This window comes from Aeromonas sp. FDAARGOS 1407, assembly GCF_019048725.1.
Classification (GTDB): Bacteria; Pseudomonadota; Gammaproteobacteria; order Enterobacterales; family Aeromonadaceae; genus Aeromonas; species Aeromonas enteropelogenes.
The window spans coordinates 1,459,929-1,479,747 of the sequence record NZ_CP077399.1 but is presented as its reverse complement, the minus strand read 5'-3'; the positions used below and the strand labels follow the sequence as shown (position 1 = coordinate 1,479,747).

18 protein-coding genes are annotated in these 19,819 nt (G+C 63.5%); 8 read left to right on the top strand and 10 right to left on the bottom strand.

Annotation, left to right across the window (positions count from 1 at the left end; genetic code table 11):
- Positions 1–37: 37 nt before the first annotated feature.
- Positions 38–2,788, top strand: coding sequence for a collagenase (locus tag I6L37_RS07155; protein ID WP_216993627.1), 2,751 nt, complete (start codon positions 38–40; stop codon positions 2,786–2,788).
- 171 nt (positions 2,789–2,959) lie between these two features.
- Positions 2,960–3,814, top strand: a complete 855-nt coding sequence (locus I6L37_RS07150) for a vancomycin high temperature exclusion protein (protein WP_216993626.1) — start codon at positions 2,960–2,962, stop codon at positions 3,812–3,814.
- 59 nt (positions 3,815–3,873) lie between these two features.
- Here I6L37_RS07150 and I6L37_RS07145 read toward each other — a convergent pair whose 3' ends face one another.
- Entirely contained in the window at positions 3,874–5,922 is a 2,049-nt protein-coding gene (locus I6L37_RS07145) for a tRNA(Met) cytidine acetyltransferase TmcA (RefSeq protein WP_216993625.1), read from the bottom strand.
- On the bottom strand, positions 5,919–6,233 hold the full coding sequence (locus I6L37_RS07140; protein ID WP_216993624.1) for an HlyU family transcriptional regulator: 315 nt from the start codon (positions 6,231–6,233) through the stop codon (positions 5,919–5,921). The genes I6L37_RS07145 and I6L37_RS07140 overlap by 4 nt, the downstream gene beginning before the upstream one ends.
- 137 nt (positions 6,234–6,370) lie before the next feature.
- Between I6L37_RS07140 and I6L37_RS07135 the strand changes: the two genes are divergently transcribed.
- From I6L37_RS07135 to I6L37_RS07125, 3 genes are all read left to right on the top strand, one after another.
- Entirely contained in the window at positions 6,371–6,577 is a 207-nt protein-coding gene (locus I6L37_RS07135) for a bacterioferritin-associated ferredoxin (RefSeq protein WP_216993623.1), read from the top strand.
- A 132-nt stretch (positions 6,578–6,709) separates the two neighbouring features.
- Complete coding sequence (bfr, locus tag I6L37_RS07130) at positions 6,710–7,186, top strand: bacterioferritin (protein ID WP_042025922.1); 477 nt, start codon at positions 6,710–6,712, stop codon at positions 7,184–7,186.
- A gap of 166 nt (positions 7,187–7,352) precedes the next feature.
- Positions 7,353–7,811 carry a methylglyoxal synthase gene (locus tag I6L37_RS07125; RefSeq protein WP_216993622.1) on the top strand — a complete coding sequence of 153 codons (459 nt, stop codon included), beginning with the start codon at positions 7,353–7,355 and terminating at the stop codon, positions 7,809–7,811.
- A gap of 67 nt (positions 7,812–7,878) precedes the next feature.
- On the opposite strand, the gene I6L37_RS07120 is transcribed toward I6L37_RS07125, so the two are convergent.
- Positions 7,879–9,030: an iron-containing alcohol dehydrogenase gene (locus I6L37_RS07120; protein ID WP_216993621.1), complete on the bottom strand. Its 1,152-nt coding sequence runs from the start codon at positions 9,028–9,030 to the stop codon at positions 7,879–7,881.
- Between the two features lie 161 nt (positions 9,031–9,191).
- Positions 9,192–9,644: a hypothetical protein gene (locus tag I6L37_RS07115; protein ID WP_201979830.1), complete on the bottom strand. Its 453-nt coding sequence runs from the start codon at positions 9,642–9,644 to the stop codon at positions 9,192–9,194.
- A gap of 451 nt (positions 9,645–10,095) precedes the next feature.
- Between I6L37_RS07115 and I6L37_RS07110 the strand changes: the two genes are divergently transcribed.
- The gene (locus tag I6L37_RS07110; RefSeq protein ID WP_216993620.1) at positions 10,096–11,568 is read left to right on the top strand and encodes a C69 family dipeptidase; all 1,473 of its coding nucleotides are present in this window, start codon (positions 10,096–10,098) and stop codon (positions 11,566–11,568) included.
- 65 nt (positions 11,569–11,633) lie between these two features.
- Here the strand turns inward: I6L37_RS07110 and I6L37_RS07105 are convergent, their stop codons facing one another.
- Genes I6L37_RS07105 through I6L37_RS07095 form a run of 3 tightly spaced genes read right to left on the bottom strand, consistent with a single transcriptional unit; the run spans position 11,634 to position 13,200 of the window.
- On the bottom strand, positions 11,634–12,380 hold the full coding sequence (locus I6L37_RS07105) for an SDR family oxidoreductase (RefSeq protein WP_216993619.1): 747 nt from the start codon (positions 12,378–12,380) through the stop codon (positions 11,634–11,636).
- 42 nt (positions 12,381–12,422) lie between these two features.
- Positions 12,423–12,668: a DUF3624 domain-containing protein gene (locus I6L37_RS07100; protein ID WP_042025928.1), complete on the bottom strand. Its 246-nt coding sequence runs from the start codon at positions 12,666–12,668 to the stop codon at positions 12,423–12,425.
- Positions 12,655–13,200, bottom strand: coding sequence for a GNAT family N-acetyltransferase (locus I6L37_RS07095; protein ID WP_216993618.1), 546 nt, complete (start codon positions 13,198–13,200; stop codon positions 12,655–12,657). Before I6L37_RS07095 ends, I6L37_RS07100 begins: the two co-directional genes overlap by 14 nt.
- A 185-nt stretch (positions 13,201–13,385) precedes the next feature.
- Between I6L37_RS07095 and I6L37_RS07090 the strand changes: the two genes are divergently transcribed.
- Entirely contained in the window at positions 13,386–14,828 is a 1,443-nt protein-coding gene (locus I6L37_RS07090; RefSeq protein ID WP_216993617.1) for a RimK family protein, read from the top strand.
- 63 nt (positions 14,829–14,891) lie between these two features.
- On the opposite strand, the gene I6L37_RS07085 is transcribed toward I6L37_RS07090, so the two are convergent.
- Both I6L37_RS07085 and I6L37_RS07080 read right to left on the bottom strand, forming a co-directional pair.
- A complete protein-coding gene (locus tag I6L37_RS07085) occupies positions 14,892–16,520 on the bottom strand; it encodes an alpha-amylase family glycosyl hydrolase (protein WP_216993616.1) in 1,629 nt (542 codons plus the stop codon).
- Between the two features lie 261 nt (positions 16,521–16,781).
- A complete protein-coding gene (locus I6L37_RS07080) occupies positions 16,782–17,039 on the bottom strand; it encodes a DUF2442 domain-containing protein (RefSeq protein ID WP_216993615.1) in 258 nt (85 codons plus the stop codon).
- Positions 17,040–17,296: 257 nt separating this feature from the next.
- On the opposite strand from I6L37_RS07080, the gene I6L37_RS07075 reads away from it, so the two are divergent.
- Entirely contained in the window at positions 17,297–19,261 is a 1,965-nt protein-coding gene (locus I6L37_RS07075) for an LTA synthase family protein (protein ID WP_216993614.1), read from the top strand.
- Between the two features lie 61 nt (positions 19,262–19,322).
- On the opposite strand, the gene I6L37_RS07070 is transcribed toward I6L37_RS07075, so the two are convergent.
- The gene (locus I6L37_RS07070) at positions 19,323–19,793 is read right to left on the bottom strand and encodes an Lrp/AsnC family transcriptional regulator (RefSeq protein WP_026456350.1); all 471 of its coding nucleotides are present in this window, start codon (positions 19,791–19,793) and stop codon (positions 19,323–19,325) included.
- Positions 19,794–19,819 lie beyond the last annotated feature (26 nt).

Here is a 19,819-nt window from a genome sequence, read left to right as displayed (position 1 = left end):
CTTCACCACGTAGACAATAAAAAACGAAGGGATAACAATGACTCGTTCAGGCTCAAGGTGGTGGCTGCTGGCCACCCCGCTGCTTGTTGCCGCCCAGGCACAGGCCGACTACTCCCCCACCGACTGGCAAGACTACCGGCTGACCGGTGAATCAAACCGCCAGCTCGCCCCCCGCGTCACCGAGGTGACCTACGAACTCAAGGCACGCGACGCAGGTGCCCCCTATCAGCAACTCAGGGTCTATCGTCGCTTCGACTGGCAGGGAAACGATCTCGCCTCGCTGGCTGAAAATCACTGCAGCGAGCCCAAATTGCGGGTCGAGGCGGGCTGGCAAATCCGCTATCTCAGCTGCGAGCAGCGGGTGCCGGCCGGCAAGGCGGTGCCCGCCACCAGCTACGACTACGGCTATGGCCTCAAGGAGGGGCGCTGGGAACAGCTGGCCGGTACGCCGACCGCCTCCCGCACGGATCGCTTCCCCCTGCCCGACCCCGTCTTGCTGGGTCATACCGAGCAGGAGCTGGATCGCTGCGAACTGAACGCCCAAGGGCGCTGCGCCGAGCCCGAGTGGCACTATCAGCCGCAGGATTGGCAACAGTTGGAAGTGAAGGAGGAGACCCCGAGTGAGCGGGATGGCCGACTGGAGCAGGTATTCTTCCGCTTGCAGCCCGTCCCCGGCAGCCTGGCGGCCAGCCAGGTCAGCGAGCTGCACGTCTGGCGCAGCTATCGCTGGCAACTGGAGCAGGCCGCCGCCATCCAGCAGGAGTGTGACGAGCCCATGGAGCGCCAGGAGGGGGAGAACACCGTTCGCTACCGCCTCTGCCGCCAGGTCATTCCGGCCGGCAGCGAGGTGATGGTGACCCTGAAAGACACTGGCTATCAGAACCCGGTCAGCGGCCGTGAGTGGCAACCCCTGCCGGAGACCGACGAGTGGCAGGAGAGCCGGGTGATACAGCGCCCCATCGTACTGGCCAGCAAGGAGGAGCTACTGGCGTGCCACCGCCCCAGCGGCCGTCCCTGCGGCGAGCCGGATCAGCCCGACACGACGCTGCTGGATGCCGACGCGGCGCAGCTGGTCACCGATGTCAGCGGCCAGAACAGTCCCGCCTGGCAGGCCGATTATGGCCACGACGACGCCAAGCTGATGGCGGTGGTGCGCGGCATGCGCGCCCTGCTGGCCGCCAACCAGCCGACCCACCCGGCCATGGACAAGCTGCTCTACTATGTGCGCGCCCACAACTACCATGATGGTGTGCGCCGGGAGAGCGATCAGGTAGCCCGGGAACTCGCGGCCGTGATGATGGCGCTGCTCGATCACCCCCTGCTGCTCACCGCCGAACCGCAGGATCAGGCCGGTACCGTGCTGGAGGCCTGGAGCGTCGCCGCCCAGGGACAGCTGGAGCAAAGCGCGTTTCGCCAGAGCGCCGGCCCCATGCTGTCCCAGCTCAACCGGGCACTCGCCTACGCGGCGCAGCATGCCGCCTTGATCAACGGCCACAAGCCCTGGGCTGACGGCATCTTCGAGCTGCTCAACCTGATCGACCAGAGCGCCAACGCCGGCCAGCAGGCCGATTTCAGCGCCACCTTCATGGCACAGGAGCCCTCCCTGCGCCAGAGCCTGCGCCAGCTCGGCATGAGCGAGCTGTCACTCTGGAAGCAGCGTGACGGGTCGCGGGATCTGTTTGTCTTCAACAACATCCTCGACGCCCACAGCCGCCTCTACCGGATGATGAGCTACAGCCAACCGGACGAGGCGGCCCGCTATCGCCAACTGCTGGACCGCGATGTCATCGCCATCATGCGCCACCACGGCCTGATCCCGGGCGGCCCCCACCCGGCTTCGTTGCTGGAGGATGTCTCCCTGACCCTCTCCAGCTACTACCTAACCTACACGGATCGCACCAGCGAGGCTTGCATCAGCGGTGACTTCGCCGGCCTCTGCACCCCCATCCGGATGGAGGACATACTGCCATTCGAACACACCTGCTCACCCACCCTGCGCCTGCGGGCCCAGGATCTGACCCTGGCCCAGGCCGAGGAGATCTGCCGCGAGCTGGGGGCGGAGGAGCAGCAGTTCCACCAGCAGATGGAGACAGGCTGGCAACCGGTGGCCGACGATCACAACGAGACCCTCGAGCTGGTGATCTTCGATTCCTCCGCCGACTGGAATCGCTACGGCGGCGCCCTGTTCGGGGTCTCCACCGACAATGGCGGCATCTATATCGAAGGGGATCCGGCTCGTCCGGGCAACCAAGCCCGCTTCTTCGCCTACGAGGCGGAGTGGAAGCGCCCCGCCTTCCAGGTGTGGAACCTGCGCCACGAATACGTCCACTATCTGGATGCCCGCTTCAACCAGTACGGCAGCTTCGGCCAGTACCCTCTCAACCGCACCACCTGGTGGGCGGAGGGGCTGGCGGAGTACATCGCCCACGGCCAGTGCTTCGCCCGCGGTCTGGACAATGTGGCTGGCCGCCCCGCCGACCGGCAGCCGACCCTGGGGGAGATCCTCCACCTCGATTACGATCAGGGCGGCGACATGGTCTACTCCTGGTCCTATACCGTTCACCGCTTCCTGAACGACACCGGTCGCAACGCCAGTTGGCTGGCCCTGGCGCAGGCCCTGCGCAACCCGGATCGCCAGCAGGCCTTGAGTGACTTCGAGGGGGAGATGGATCGACTGATCGCCAGCGACAGTGCCGCTTATCAGACCTGGCTGAACAGGGAACTGCTGCCCTGGTGGCAGGCCAACAAGGAGTCCGACGCCTGCAAGGGGAATGACTCCGCGCACTGATTCATTTGATACACAAGGGGACAGCCATGGCTGCCCCCTTTTTTATCCTCTCCCGCTGCGACAAGCCCTGCCCCAGCCAGACAGCCCCTTGCTATCAAGTCTGACGCCCGCCCCCGAGTTGTAATAGAATGCCGAAAACCACTTCAACTTCAGACCCGAATCGCACCGCGCATGAAGAAGTTTGCCAAGATCCTCCTCGCCTCCCTGCTGTTGCTGCTGGCGCTGATTGCCTCGCTGCTGGCCTATGGCGAGTGGATCGTCTCCGACACCCGCCAATACACCTATGACGAGGTGAGCGAGGTGCCATACAACCCGGTAGCCGTGGTGCTGGGCACCTCCAAATACCTTGCAGGTGGCGGCCCCAACCACTACTTCAAGTACCGCATCAAGGCCGCGGCCGAGCTCTACAACAACGCCAAGGTGGATTACATCCTGGTCTCCGGCGACAACGCCACCTTGCAATACAACGAACCGCGCCAGATGCGCCGCGCCCTGATCAAGGCGGGCATCCCGGCAGCTGCCATCTACATGGACTTCGCCGGATTCCGCACGCTGGATTCCGTGGTACGGGCCAAGGAGGTGTTCGGCCAGGAGCGCTTCACCGTGGTTTCCCAGGGCTTTCACAATGAGCGAGCCATCTTCATCGCCCACCACTTCGGCATCAACGCCATCGGCTTCAACGCCGAAGATCCCAGCGCCTATCAGGGGATCCGCACCCGGATCCGGGAGGTGTTTGCCAGGGTGATGGGGCTGCTCGACCTCTACGTGCTGGACAAGGGACCCAAGTTTCTGGGCGACCCGGTTCCCATCGGTCTGCCCGTCCCCTGCGAGCCCCTGAGCACCCTGGGTACCCGGCATCCCTGCATCAAGCAGCCCAAACCGGCGGTCACACCACCGGTGAAGCAGCAAGAATCCGAACCAGCCGTTACGCCACCGGAGAAACCGCAAGAAACCGAGCCGGCCGTCGCGCCACCGGTAGAGCAGCAAGCGCCTGAGTCTGCGACCAGCGCCGCCATGGCCACCTGATATGACAAACGACCCGCCAATTGGCGGGTCGTTTTCGTTGAAGGGGATGTTGCCAACGGTTACAGCAGACTGGCCAGCAGGGCACGCAGCGCCTTGATGAGCGCAGGCTTGCCCGCCAGTTGCAGCCGGCCGGCCAGGCGGGTCCAGTCTGCATATTGCCAGATGGTGGCGATCAGCAGATGGCGCTCGTCGGCCGTTAGCGGCGCGAGCCGGTCAATATTGCCCGCCAGCCAGCGCTGCAGGCTGGGTTGGCACAGCTCGAACGGCTTGTGATGGTGGGCAAAACAGGCCAGCTCATCGCACACGAACGCATCCTGCTCACCCGAGACAGGCTCACAGTCCTGCACACACAGCCACACCAGCTCGGGGTCCAGCGCTTTCAGCTCCCCCGCCAACAGGGTCGGCAACTGGGCCACGAAACGCCGTCGCCACAGGGCCAGCTCGGGCTCATGCTCCGCCTTGAGTGCCTTGAGCAGCAGAGCGGCGTGGCTGCCGCTGGCGGTATCCCGCTGCAGCCCGATGCGCAGCGCCACCAGCCCCGCCTTGCGCCAGAACGGCAGCAGATCGGCGCTGGCCGAGAAGGCGGAGCCGAGGTAGTCGAGACCCGCCTGGCGGTAGTGAACCTCCAGTTGGCCAAGCAAGTGCGAGCCGAGACCATGGCGATGCAGCTCGGGGTGGATGGCGATGCGCATCACCCTGGCGTAGCTGCGCTCCCCAGCCGTCTTGCACCCCGCGTGGGCCAGCAATGACTGGGGCAACAGATGACCGCGCGGTCGCCGCCGGCCGGCCCAGATCGCCTCCGCCAGCTCGGGTTCTATCTGGCCCTCCCGCGCTACCAAAGCCACCCCGAGCAGGCTCTGCGCCTCTTCCAGCAGGTGGATGTCGAGGCTTGGGCTCTCCAGCAGGGCTCTGAGATCACTTGGCGTGGTCTGGTAGTGGGCCAGCACCAGCAGACCGAATACCTGGTTGAGCAGCGTTTCGTCCTTTGCCAACACGCCTTGTGCGATCATCCGCCAGCGCGGGTGGGTCGGCGGCAAGGGAGCTGCCACCTCGGCGTTGAGGCCGAGCAGGCGAAACACCAGCGGCTCCAGCGGATCCCTGGCACTCCAGCGGATCGGCGAGGCCAGGTGAATTTCCTGCCAATCCGGCGTCTCCCTGTCCAGCACCCGCTTGAAGCGCAGATGAAAGCCACGCCCCGTCCCCTCGTAACCGTGCTCCGTGGTGGCGAAGACGATGCGGCTGTGTCGGGCCAGCATGGCCTCCAGCAGAGGGGTCGGGATGGCGGCAGCTTCGTCCACCAGCAGCAGATCGGGCTGCAGCCCTTCCTGTACCAGCCGATCCGGCGAGCAATACGCAAGGCCCGCCAGCTTCTCCACCGTGGTGCCAAGCCCGCAGGCTGCGTGGTCAAGCAGGGTGGCGACCGTCCCCTGGGAGGGGGCCGTCACCACTATCTGCAGGTCGGGCTGGTCACGCAGCAATTCGGCGGCGGCGATCCCCAACAGGCTGCTCTTGCCACGGCCACGGTCGGCGCTCAGCACCAACGGACGACGACGATGGCCGTGCAGCACCTTGTGGATGGCGGGCAGGGCAAGGGCCTGATCGTCGCTCAAGGGGCGATCGGGCCCCAGCGGCTGCCAGGGCACGCCGTCGACCGGGGGCAGCAAAGAGAGCGCCGGATCCCCTTCCAGCAACCGCACCAGCCGGGCGATAAAGCCGTGCCCCGCCTGCGCGGCCTCTTCGGGCCGGGCCACCAGCCGCACCCGATCCGGGTCCGGGTAGCCGGGCCATTGCGCCCTCGGCGGAGTCAGCAACAGCAGCAGACCGCCAGCGCGCAGGGTACCTGCCAACGCCCCGAAGGCGTCGGGGTGAAAGCCGCTGAAGGCGTTGAGCACCAGGGTGTCGCACTCCTGCCCGAGTCGCTGCAACGCCTTGGCTGCCGGCAGGGGGTTATGACAGGCAGGCCCCTCCCCGAGCCAAAAGACAGCCTCGCCGAGCAGGGCATCGGCACGGGCAATGCAGTCGGCCTGCTCCCCTTCCAGCCAGATCAGCCGCCGCTCACCGGTACGGGCCAGGCATTGGCGCAGGGCGTCTGCCTCTGATGGAGTCATGATGCGGTGCTATCGCCCGGTTTGACCCTGGGTTCGAACATGCGATCCCCCATCTGGTCGATGAAGGTGTGGGCCTTCTGCACCATGAAGCGCTCAGCATCGGCCGGGTTGGCAAACAGATCGGAGCGGATGAAGCGGTGAGTCAGCAGGGTGCCGTCCACTTCTTTGGTGATGCGCCCAGCCAACCGGTACTGGCCCCCCTCCGCCATGGGCTCGGGGTAGATAAGATAACCGGCGTATTCGGTGGGCGTGACCTCGGCGGCTTGCGGTGACTGGCTCCCGAACAGGGCGCCGAGCAGTTTCTTGAGCATGATGATCCCCCTCTGTGACAGGGCATTGTCCCCAAGGGGTGGATGAGTGGCAAGCGGGGCAACTTATTACCAATGGTTATTTGCATCACGAACCATTCTCATTTAGATTTCTCTCATTGCAGCATGAGGTAATCACTATGTATGTCTGTTTGTGCCGTGGCATCACAGATACCCAGATCCGCAAGGCGGTACAGGCAGGCAGCGGCGAGTTTCGCCAGCTCAAGCAGGAGCTGGAAGTCGGCGCCCAGTGTGGCAAGTGTGTGCGCATGACCATGGAGATCATCGCCACCGAGCTCGACAAGCTGGCGCAGGAACAGCCCCCGCTCTACTACGAAGTGGCCTGATCCGGCCATCTGTCGGCTTTGCCGACCCATCCCTCCCGTCAGACGAGCAGGCTCGTCTGACCTTCTTTTGTCACTTTTCTCGACTAAGCTCTAACGATCGAGGCCGCAGGCACGAACCAAGGAGCACTGTCGATGAAAGGAGATCCCAAGATCATTGCCCACCTCAACAAGGTGCTGGCCAATGAGCTGATTGCCATCAACCAATACTTCCTCCACGCCCGCATCTACGATGACTGGGGCCTCAAGGCGCTCGGGCACAAGGAGTATCACGAGTCCATCGATGAGATGAAACATGCCGACGAATTGGTCAAGCGGATCCTGTTTCTGGAAGGGCTGCCCAACCTGCAGGATCTGGGCAAGCTGCGCATCGGTGAGACGGTGGAGGAGATGCTGCGCTGCGACCTGTCGCTGGAGCTGGACGCCATCCCCGATCTCAGGGTGGCCATCGCCTACGCCGAGTCGGTGCAGGACTACGTCAGCCGCGACCTGTTCCAGGACATACTGGAAGATGAAGAGGAACATGTGGACTGGCTGGAGACCCAGCTCGATCTCATCGATCGCATCGGCCTGGAGAACTACCAGCAATCCCAGCTGCATCACGACTCCTGAAGGTGCACCATGCATGCCACCCGACACCCGCTACGGCGGGTGTCTTCGTTTGCCGGCCCGCAAAACTGTCCGCCAGGATCACAGTTAGCGCGACCGGTACAGCAAGCGCCACGGCTTTCGTTTAGGATACGCCTCTCTTCTCATCACATGATTACGGACATTTTCCATGGAACAGATCGCACGCGAGATGGCCCCTCACAAGCGGGTCGCCCTGGTGGCTCACGACAACATGAAGACCGCCCTGCTGAACTGGGTGATGCGCCGCAAGGAGGAGCTCAAGCTCCACCACCTCTATGCCACCGGCACCACGGGCACCATGCTCGGCAAAAATGCCCAGTTACCCATCACCTGCCTCTTTTCCGGCCCCATGGGCGGTGACCAGCAGCTAGGCGCCCTGATCGCCGAGGGCAAGATAGACGTGCTGATCTTCTTCTGGGATCCCCTCAATGCGGTGCCCCACGATCCGGACGTGAAGGCCCTGCTGCGCCTGGCGGCGGTGTGGAACATCCCGGTGGCCACCAACGAGGCGACCGCCGACTTCATCATGGACAGCCCCCACATGCAGCAAAAATTCAACGTGCAGATCCCCGATTACGCTGGCTATCTCAAGGCCAGAACCGAGTAATCGAATCTCGGGATGCAACAAGGGCCGCATGATGCGGCCCTTGTCGTTGTGCACTTGCCTGACGGGCTCACAGCGCCCGAACCAGGATCCGCGCCACCACGTCCGTGTCTATGTCCTGCTGTTCCCCCAGGGCGGTGCGCCCCACCCGTTTGAGGTTGGAGCAGATGGCGGGGATGCAGCTCTCGCCGAGATCGTAAGCGGCCAGCCTGGTCGGCAGCCCCATCTGCTGGAAGAACTGCTCGGTGCGGATGATCGCCTCCTCGATGCGCAGCGCCTTGTCTTCCCGGGTCGAGTGCCACACCCGCTCGGCAAACTGGGCCAGTTTCTCCTGCTTCTGGGCCGCCCGCTCCCGCAGCAGCGAGGGCAGCACCACCGCCAGACTCTGGCCATGATCCAGCCCGTAGAGCGCCGTCAGCTGGTGGCCGATGGCGTGGCTCGCCCAATCCTGCGGCACCCCGCAGCCGATCAGGCCATTGAGCGCCAGACTGGCGGCCCACATCAGGTTGGCGCGTACCTGATAGTTGGTGGGCTCCGCCAGCGCCCTGGGGCCATTGTCCACCAGCACCTGCAGCAGGGCCTCCGCCAGCCGGTCCTGCACCTCGCCCCCAACCGGGAAGGTGAGGTACTGCTCGGTGACGTGGACGAAGGCATCCACCACCCCGTTGCCGGTCTGGCGGGCAGGCAGGCTGTAGGTGGTGGCGGGATCGAGCACCGCAAATTGCGGCTGCACCAGTGGGCTTCTGAAGGAAATCTTGGCATCCCCCCGACTCACCACGGCGGTCGGATTGCTCTCGGAGCCGGTGGCCGGCAGGGTCAGTACGCAGCCCAGGGGCAACGCCTTGGCGACGTCCGCCTGATTGGCGCAGATATCCCAGGGGTCATCCCCTTCGTAGCAGGCCGCCGCGGCAACAAACTTGGTGCCATCCACCACTGAGCCGCCCCCGACCGCCAGCAGAAAGTCGATGCGCTCGCGCTTGACCAGCTCGACCGCCTCCATCAGACGCTCGTATCTGGGATTGGCACTGATGCCGGAAAACTCCTGCCACTCCATACCGGCCAAGGCCTGGCGGATCTGCTCATAGACGCCGTTTTGCCGGATGCTGCCGCCCCCGTAGAGCACCAGCAGACGGCTACCCGGCGGGATCAGCGTCGGCAGGCTGGCGATCTGCCCCTCACCGAAACAGATGCGGGTCGGATTGGCATATTGGAAGTTGTACACGGCGGACTCCTAGGCTTGAACGATGCCGGAACATTGTGCGCCTGCAGGGAAGTGAGGTCAAAACGGGGGGCAGTATCTTGCCCGCCGGTGGCCGATGCTGGCCGAAGCTGGCAAGGCTGGCGGGCATCCGGCAAGGCTGGCGGGCATCCGGCAACACAAACTCAGGCCGTTGTGGCAGTCTCGCTCTTGCTCGTCTTGCCGGTCAGACGATCCATGGCCTCCTTGAGCATCGCCTCCTGCTGCTCCTTGAGCGTCTTGCTCTGCTGCTCCCGCTCCTCGGCGGTCAGGGTCTTGTCGCCGGCGATCGTCTGCAGTTGCTCTTCCAGCTCGTTGTACTTCTTGCGATCAAATCCCAGCGCCTTGTCCACCAGCTGTTGCATCACGGCCCCCTTGTCGGAGCTCATGTCCAGCGCGGGAGGCAGCTTGCTGTTCTTCGCCAGGTGCTCATAGGTCAGCACCTGCTGGGCCTGACCGGTGATCCGCTGGGAGGAGAGGCTGACCAGCTCTTCCCAGCCGCCCCCCTGACCACCCGCCCCGGCACTGCTGAGGGTGGCAAGGGCGCGGGAGTTGGAGGCGCTCTGGGCAAGCTGCTGGCTGTAGGGTTTGATATCCATAAAAAGGGCTCCAGTCTGCATGACGGGTGGGCTGATTCGGTGACGTGAGGCGTCAGGCCTCACCATTGTCAATAAAACCAGCAAGTTACAGGCCAACTTGGCAAACGGGCCCACAAGCCTGCCGACATGGGGAATGCACCGGATGGCAGGCTCAGCGGCGTCAGAATCATGACTCCTCAGCCCCCTGGTTTTCCCCTCGGGATCCGCCATCCGCTGGCAGCGGTGTCAAAAATCGGGGATTGGCGCCAAGATCACAAAACAAATGACCACAACGAAATACAATCCTTAGCGCAGAATATGACCTGCAAGCAGTGTTATGGATGAAATGTTTGCATATTGATAAATTTACAGACCTATTCACCGGCACCTGCCTGTGCCGCCTCTGGCCTGCGGCAACAGCTATCCATCCCACCGCCTGACTTTTACCCACCACAATGACTCGGGCAACTCTATGAAAAAACACTCTCTGACCCTGCTCTCCGCCACTCTGTTCACCCTGCTTGGCACCAGTGCCGATGCCTGCACCGGCCTTATCGTCGGCAAGGGCGCCAGCACGGATGGCAGCGTGATGATCGCCAGAAACGAAGACTTCGGCATCAACAACTGGAACAAGTACCTCGCCTTCCATCCCGCCAAGCAGAACGAGGAGAAGGTCTGGCGACTGGGCAACGGGCTGGAAGTACCCATGCCCAAGGCCTTCCTGGCCTACTCCTCGATCCATGACTGGGATGCCGTCACCCTGGATCCCGCTGGCAAGTATTACGAGGAGCGCGGTATCAACGAGTTCAACGTCGCCATCTCGGCCACCACCAGTGCCGAGGTCAACGAACGAGCCAAGAAGGCCGATCCGCTGATCGAGAAGGGGGTCATCGAGGCCATCATCCCCACCCTGATCCTGCCCCAGGCCAGGAGCGCGAAGGAGGGGGTCAAACTGCTCGGCGACTATGTGGAGAAATATGGTGCCGGTGAGGGCAACAGCCTCTATCTGGCGGATGTGAACGAGGCCTGGTTGATGGAGATAGGATCGGGCCACCACTGGATCGCGGTGCGGGTGCCGGATGACAGCTATGCCATGGTGGCCAACGGCCTGCGCATCCACGGCGTCAATCTGGACAGCCCGGATGTGCTGCACTCGCCCAAGCTGCTGGAGTTCGTGCAACAGCACAAGCTGCTGGACAAGGCCGACCCGGTATCGTTCAACTTCGCCAAGGCGTTCGGCGTGGTGGCCGACCCCTACAACGTGGATCGGGAGTGGCTCGGCCAGCAGATGCTGACTGCCTCTCACAAGCAGCCGACCCGCCAGGAGCAGTACCCGCTCTTCATGAAACCCGATGCCCCCATCGCCGTGGCCGATGTGGCCAGGGTGCTGAGCGCCACCTATGAGGGGACGCCGCTGGCCGGCAAGGCAGAGCGGCCGATCCGCATCGATCGTCAGCTCGAATCCCACGTCATCCAGCTGCGCAAGGAGATGCCCAGGGAGTTCCAGGGGTTGATTTGGCAAAGCTACGGCGTGCTCGCGGAATCCGTGATGGTGCCGCTCTACAACACGCTGCAATCCTATCCCCTGCCCTATCGCACTGGCAGCGACACCTATTCCGATGACTCCGCCTACTGGCAGTTCCGCAGCCTGACTGCACTGGCCGGCACCAATCCTGACAAGTACCTGCCGCTGTTGCGGGGCGTCTGGCAGAAAGAGAGCAGCAAACTCTACAAGGAGGTGGCGCTGCTCGATCAGACGCTGAAACAGGCCTACAGCAAAGACAAGGCCACGGCGGTCGAACTGGCCTCCGACTACTCCTACGGCCAGCTGGAGCAGACCTACCAGATGGCGAAGGATCTTCGCTACAAGCTGATGACGGATCTCACCAAAAGCACGGAGAAGAAGTATTCGGAAGAGGAGTTCAAGAAGATCATGAGCCTGTAAGAGGCTCACCAAAGCAAGGAGGCACCCGAGGGTGCCTCCTTTCATTTGCTCGACGCCACCGTGATTTAGCGACGGCTGATATGGAGCGGGCCCGAGGTCTGGGCCACCGGCATGATCTCGATCCGGTTGATGTTGACGTGAGGGGGCTGCTGGCTGACCCAGAGCACGGTATTGGCGATGTCCTCCGGCTGGATTGCCTCGACCCCCTGATAGACGGTGGCCGCCTTGGCATCGTCACCGTGAAAGCGCACGTTGGAGAACTCGGTACCGCCGCACAGGCCGGGCTCCACATTGGTGACCCGGATGGCGGTGCCCGCCAGATCGGCGCGCAGGTTCAGGCTGAACTGCTTCACGAACGCCTTGGTGGCGCCGTAGACGTTGCCGCCCGGATAAGGATAGGTGCCGGCGATGGAACCGATGTTGATGACGTGACCGCGATTGCGCTCGACCATGCCCGGCAGCAGCAGCCGGGTCAACAGGGTGAGGCCGCTGATGTTGGTGGCAATCATCTGCTCCCAGTCTTCAAGGTGTGCCTTGTGGGCAGGCTCCAGCCCCAGGGCCAGTCCGGCGTTGTTGACCAGCAGATCCACCTCACACCAAGCGGCAGGCAGCCCCTCGATGGCGGCCTTGGTCGCGGCCTTGTCCTGCACGTCGAACACCAGCGGCATAAAGTCTGGCCCCAGTTCGTCCACCAGTGCCGCCAGGCGCTCGCCGCGGCGGCCAGTGCCGATCACCCGGTAGCCCGACTGCACCAGCAGGCGGCTGATGGCCGCCCCGAATCCGGACGACGCGCCCGTTACCATTGCTATCATCTGAACCTCCATTGTTATCTGTCTTCTTGAACCCATTCGATATCATTCATCATCCAGCTCGCGGCCCGTCCCCTTGCGCCAGAGAAACACCAGCAGGTGCAACGCAAACAGGCCCGATCCCGCGAGGGCAAACAGCAGGCTGGTGAGGGCATTGACCGAGCTGTCGGCGCCAAACCACCACCAGGCCAGCCAGCCGGCGAGGCCGATGGCAAAGGTCTGGGCGGCGCACACGGGGCAGCGTCCCAGCTTGGCCTTGATGGCGGTGGCCAGGCAGTTATCGCAGCTCATCCCGGCGCTCCTGACCCTTTCCTTCGGCGGTGGGTGCCGCCTCACTCTGGTGTCCTCGTGTGCGGCTGCTCGCACCCTCTTCCCTCAACGGCAATACCAGCCGCAGGGCATGCTGGCCATGGCCATAGTAATCCGGCAACCTCTGCTGCAACCTGAATCCGAGTCCCTGATAGAGGGCCAGCGCGGCCTCGTTGCTCTCGCCGACCTCGAGCCGGATGGCCCCCCAGCCGGCCTCCCGCCCCTCGCGGATCACCTGCTCCAGCAGACGGCGGGCCCAGCCGAGACGACGCACCGTCCAGCGGATGGCCAAGGTCTGCACCACCAGTCGATCCCAGCCCTTGTGCTCCAGCAGGCTGAGATACCCCATCAGTTGCTCCTTCTCATCCAGCAGCAGCAGGGTACGCCCCCTGGCCCGGGTGAGCAGATAGTGCCAGCGGCTGCGGCCGAAGGCGATTTCGGGGGGGAAGCAGTAACGCTCCAGCTTAACGATGGCGCCCACATCATCGGTTCGGGCCGCTCGTACGGTCAACACGGGGAGTCCTTGTTCGGTTATTTATCTTCAGCACCAAAAATGCGACTTGTATCACAAGTTACCAAGGCAGATATTAGGCACTGTAACCTCTTGTTTCCCCTCGCGCCATTGTCGTGCTTGTCGGTGCATCGAAGCCCACTGGGGATCCTGCCGTTTCAGGCAGTCCTTTCTGTGGAGCCGAAAATATGAGTACCTATGTCATCGTCGAAGAGCTGGGCGACTGGCCCTGCCATGCCGACTATCTGCTGACCGCCCGCACCTACCTGCAACACGGTGTGCCCACCACCGGCGGTCGCCCCCGCATCATCAACCTCTGTCGCAATCTGGATCACCTGAGCGCGGGTTATTACTGCTCTTTGCTGGCCCAGGCCCGCGGTCACCACTGCCTGCCCGGCCTGCAGGCCATCAGCGTGCTGCAACCCCAGCAACCGCCGGCCAAACTGTGGCGCAAGCTGCAGGGGTGGCTGGCCCAGCAGAGCGAGGACAGGATCCGGGTGCGCGCCATCTTCGGCCAGAGCGAACAGAGCGAACTGGCGGGGCTGGCTCGCTATTACTACGGCCTGAGCCAGCTGCCGCTGCAGGAGTTGACCCTCAAGCGCGGCCGCCACGGCTGGTCGGTGCGCCAGCAGCAGAGCCTCTCCCCGCTGGAGCTGAGCCAAAGCGAAAAGGCCCTGATGCTGCACCACGCCCAGGCGCTGGTGGGGACCGGCGACGAGGAGCAGGCGGCCCCCCTCTATCAGCTCGCCATCCTGGTCGACCCCGCCGACGGCCGCGCCAGCAGCGATGCACTGGCACTGACGCGCTTCATAGAGGCCGCCGCCGCCCAGGGGATCCAGGCCGAGATCCTGGCGCCCTCCGCCATCGAACGGCTGCCGGAGTTCGATACCCTCTGGCTGCGTGCCGAAACGGCGGTCGGCCACTACACCTTCGAGTTTGCCCGCCGCGCCGAGCAGCTCAAGATGCCGGTGATCGACAGCTCCCGGGCCATCCTCGCCTGCAGCAACAAGCTCTACCTCTACGAGCTGATGGTGCGCAGCGGCGTGCCCATGCCCCCCACCATGGTGGTGACCCGCCGCGGCCGCCACCATGTGGACGAGCTGGTGCAGCGGCTCGGCTTGCCACTGATGGTAAAAGTGCCCGATGGCGCCCAGGGGCGGGATCTGGCGATGGCCAGCGACGAGCAGCAACTTGCTCGCCTCTTGGACGAAGGCTTGGGGCGCTCAGCTCTACTGCTGGTGCAAAGCCGGATCCCCGCCGAGTTCGACTGGCGCATCGGCTTTCTCGACGGCTCACCGCTGTTTGCCTGCCGCCGCTATCGCCCCGAGCCCGGCAACCGCATCCGCCGCCGCAAGCATCCCCTCGACATGAGCCGGATCGAGGCGCTGCCACTCACCGAGGTACCGGAGCGAGTGCTGCAGACCGCTCGCCGCGCCGTCCACCAGCTTGGCAACGGTCTGTTCGGGGTGGATCTGCGCCAGCAGGGGCGCGATTGCGTGCTGCTGGAGATCATCGACAACCCCTGGATCAGGGGAGACATCGAAGACAAGGAGGCAACCGATCTCTATGAACGCCTCGCCCGCGCCTTTCGCCAGCGGTTGGAGAACCGGGGCCAGAGCGCCGCCGCCTGAGCAAATGCCAAGGGCTCCATCATGGGGCCCTGTCGTTATTGCGCTGTCATCATTGCTGCCGTGTTATTGCAAAAACAGGAAACGCCCAGTCAGGGGCAGCAGTTCCACCGTCACACTGCCGCCGCCCAGAGCCAGGCTCTCGCCGCTCTGCAGATCCACCAGGGCGCTGCCGCTGCGCAACTTGCCGGTTGGCAGGTTGTAACTGAGAGGCGTGGTAGAGACGTTGAGCAAGTAGACAATCTGTTCAGTCGCCGTCTGCTTGATGTCGCCGTAGACGCTCCCCTCGGCCACCAGCTTGACCCGCTCCCCCTGATAAAGGGCGGGGTGGGCGGCGCGCAGGGCCAGCAGATCGCTGAGCCACTGCTTGAGTTCAGCCTGATCACCGCTCGGCACGAAACCGGTGACACCGGGCACCTTGCCGTCGCTGCGGGCCACGTGATCGTCACAGAGCCCCCGGGCCGCACAATCCGTGGTCACCTGGTTGGCAAAACCGGGTACCTCGTCGCCAAACTCCTCGCCGTAGTAGAGGGTGATAGGGCCGGAGCGGGCCGCCAGGAAGCTGAAGGCCGCCTTGTGGCGCTGCCAGTAGTCCGCCGGGTTGAAGTTGCCGCGCTTCAGCAGATCGCCGAAGCGCACCAGATCGTGATTGCCCAGCATCAGATTCGGCATGGCGTGGTCCGGGTAGTTCTCCACCTTGTTCCAGCTGGCGTCGAGCACACTGGCCCCCTGGCCGCCCTTGCCGGACTCCTCCACCGCCAGCGCCTGTACCAGGCCGTAGCGCAGCGGGAAATCGAACGCCGAGGAGAGCGCCGGGTTGTCGCCCGGCCCATACGCCTGGGCCCGGATCTCGTCGGCCCCCTTCCACACCTCCCCCACCATGTAACCCAGGGTGCCCCACTGCTGGCCAGCCGCCTTGCGCACCGCGCTGGCCCGATCCACCTCGCTGCGAATGGCACGCCAGTCGTCAAGATCGAGCTGATAAGCCTGATCGAGGCGCCAACCGTCGATGCCGTACTGCTCGACCCAGTAGCGGGCCACCTCCTTGAAGTAGGCCAGACTCTCGGGCTGGCTGTAATCCACCAGCTGGCCCGGGTAGCCGGCGCCGCCACTCTTGAGGGCGGGCAGGCGCCCCTCGGGGGAGGGCTTGCTCACCCCCACCTTGCCCACGTGGCCGAACACCCCGTCGAGGAAGACATAGAGACCGCGCTGGTGCGCCCCATCCACCAGCTTCTTGAGCAGGGCGTTGCTGCCGAAGTGGGGGTCCACGTTGAAGAAGTCGCAGGCGAAATAGCCGGTGGCGTCCAGCCTGTCGTCCCCGCCCTGACCGGCGCAGGAGTCGAACACCGGGGTGAGCCAGATGGCGTTGACGTTGAGGCTCTTGATGTGGTCCAGGCTGTCGATGATCCCCTGCAGATCACCGTTGTGCTGGGAGGGGCCGTAGCCGACGCCGTAGTTGGCGCTGCCGTCGCCGTCGACGAAAGACTCCACCATCACCTGATAGATGCGCAGGTTGCAGGCTGGCTGATCATCCCCGTAACAGGCACGACTGGCCGTGGCCACGGGAGGATGGGCAATCGGAGGATTGACGACCGGTGTGCCAGCCTCTCCGCCCGCCGTGCCGCTGCCACCACAGGCAGAAAGTAACAGGGCGGCTCCGATGAGGCCGCCATGACGCAACGTTCCCTGTTTCATTGTTATGTTCCCGCTGTGAGCGCAAGTGCCTGATGCACCTGTTTTCAGCCATGATAGTGGCCCCCGGCGATGTCTGTCTGTGACTGAAAACGTTATCTGGCTCAGTGGGTTAGCCAGACTTATCTCGGGAGTCGTCCATGGGGCGCACGCAACGCAAGGCTCGCCATGCTCTCGAAAACAGGGTGAAAGTGACCGGGGCGAAACCGTCACTCGCGATGACCGGCATAATGACGCTCGGACAAAGAGCAAGTGCAAAGCCTGTTAGCTGAAGGCTGCCCGCTCGTCGATGGGCATGATCAGGTGGTAGACCTCGTGGGCCGACAGGGTGCAACCGGCTGGCCACTCCAGCTGGTGGTGGCGGTTGATGAAGACACGGGCAACACGCCGCTCCGAATCCAGAGTCGCAAACAGGGGCTGGGTGCACCAGGGAGTGAGATCCAGCGCCCCCGTGGTGCCGTCGGAGAGCACGACAAACAGGCGCCATCCCTGCAAATATTCCACATCGATAAAGACCGGCATCCCTTCGGCTCCGATTGAGAAATTTTCGCCATTATAAGAAGGGATATACCGCCCATTCGCGCCACAGCTCACATTTCATACAGCAGGATATGCTGTCCACCAGAGGCGATCAAACTCACAATTTTGCATAAGAGGCATGAGGATGACCTCTTTTCTCAAACCGGGATGCAACCTTCCGGCGCCCCCCCTGTCATATTGCCACAACAAATAAAAAAACGTCTGCGGACAGACGTTTACAGGCTCATTCAGGAACAATTATGACAAACCTCAAGCAACGGCTGGGGCCATTCTGGCCCTTTGCCGTTTTCTGTGCGCTCGCCCTTTTTTCGCTCACCCTTGGCAGAATTGCCCTCGGTCTCTGGCAGCTGGAGCGGGTCGATGCCGTCGCCGGTTGGCAGGAAATGCTGCTGCAGGGGCTGAGAGTCGACTTCGCCACCCTCTGCTGGGTCTGGGGCGTTCCCGCCATGCTGACCCTGCTGCTGGCAGGCCCTCATGCCATCGGCAGGATCTGGCTGCAACTGATGCGGGTCTGGCTGACTCTGGGACTCTGGCTGATGCTCTTTCTCGAGATCTCCACCCCCTCCTTCATCAGCGAATACGGGGTGCGCCCCAATCGCCTCTATGTGGAGTACCTCATCTATCCGAAGGAGGTGTTCGCCATGCTGTGGGCGGGTCGCAAGGGAGAGCTGCTGCTGACTCTGGTGCTCAGCGGCGCCGTGCTGACGGGCAGCTGGTGGCTCAGCGGTCGACTGATGCGCGGCATCAGCTTCCCGCGCTGGTATCTGCGTCCGGCGTTTGCCCTGTTGATCCTGGCCATCGGTTTTCTCGGTGCCCGCTCCAGCCTGGGGCACCGCGCCCTCAATCCGGCCATGGTGGCCTTTGCCGATGATCCCCTGGTCAACTCCCTGACCGTCAACTCCGCCTACTCCCTCTTCTTCGCCATCAAGCAGATGGGGGCCGAGGAGGATGCCAGCCAGTTTTACGGCGAGCTGCCACGCCAGCGGATCCTGGAGCTGGTGCGCCAGGAAAGCGGCCGCGGCCCCCACGAATTCAGCTCCGACAGCCTGCCCAGCCAGACCTTCAACGAAGCCAGTTATGGCGGCCAGCCGAAGAATCTGGTGATCCTGCTGCAGGAGAGCCTGGGAGCCCAGTTTGTCGGCTCCCTCGGCGGGCGGCCACTCACCCCCAATATCGATGCCCTGTCACAGGAGGGGTGGGCCTTCGAGCAGCTCTATGCCACAGGTACCCGCTCGGTGCGCGGTATCGAGGCGGTGCTGACCGGCTTCACGCCAACCCCCGCCCAGGCGGTGGTCAAGCTGGGCAAGAGCCAGACCAACTTCTTCACCATCGCGGATCTGCTCAAACAGCGCGGTTACGACACCAGCTTCATCTACGGCGGCGAGAGTCATTTCGACAATATGCGCAGCTTCTTTCTCGGCAATGGCTTCACCACCATCGTCGAGCAGAAGGACTTCGACAATCCGGTATTCAAGGGCTCCTGGGGCGCATCGGACGAAGATCTGATGGCCAAGGCCGACGAGACCTTCCGGGCACTGCACAAGGAGGGCAAACCCTTCTTCAGCCTGGTGTTCAGCTCAAGCAACCACGATCCGTTCGAGTTTCCGGACAATCGCATCGCCCTCTATGAACAGCCCAAGCAGACCCGCAACAACGCGGCCAAGTATGCAGATTACGCCATCGGCGAATTCTTCAAGAAGGCGAAGCAGTCCGACTACTGGAAAGACACCCTGTTTCTGGTCATCGCCGATCACGACAGCCGGATCAGCGGCGCCGGCCTGGTGCCCATTCCCCGCTTCCACATTCCCGGGGTCATCCTGGGGGATGGCATAGCGCCGAAGAAGGACAAGCGGATCGTCAGCCAAATCGACATGGCGCCGACCCTGCTCTCCCTGATGGGGATAAGCGCCGACTACCCCATGCTCGGCAAGGATCTGACCCGCATGCCCGCCGACTGGCCGGGGCGAGCCATCATGCAGTACGACAAGAACTTCGCCCTGATGCGTGGCAAGGATGTGGTGATCCTGCAGCCGGAGCGGGCGGCGGAAGGATTCGTCTATGACGCCGCCAGCGAGAAGCTGACCCCGGCTGTGCAGCCGGAGGCGATGAAGGAGACCGCCCTCGGGCTGGTGCTCTGGGGCAGCATGGCCTATCAGCAGGGGCTCTACCGAACGGCGCCGGATCAGCGTACCGCCGCCAACTGAGCGATCACCGCCCACAAAAAGACCGCCAGCCGGCGGTTTTTTTGTGCCTTGAAAACGGAGATCAGGCCTGGGGAAAGCAGGGCAGGGAGCGGCTGAACTTGTGCTCGAACACCAGGGAGGTCTCGAGATGCACTACCTCTTCGCGGGAGGTGAAGTGATCGAACACGAAGTTGCGCAGGTGCTCGGTATCGGCGACACAGAGGTGCACCAGAAAGTCGTCCTTGCCCCCCATGTGGAACAGGCTGATCACCTCCGGCAGCGCCAGGATGGCATCGCGGAAGGCATCGATGATCTGGCGGCTGTGGCGGGCCAGCTGCAGAGAGACCATGGCCTGGATGTGGCCACCGAGAGCCTGGTAGTCCACTTCGCAGTGTGCCCCCTTGAGGACATCGTCTTGCTGCAGCTTGCGCACCCGCTCCAGGCAGGTGGAGGGGGCCACGCCCACCAAGGCAGCCAGATCCTTGTTGGTCATGCCCGCATCGCGAAACAGATGGGCCAGGATATCCAAGTCCAGTTGATCCAGGTTTCTCATCTTAACTCCTTGAACCGCTAAATTTT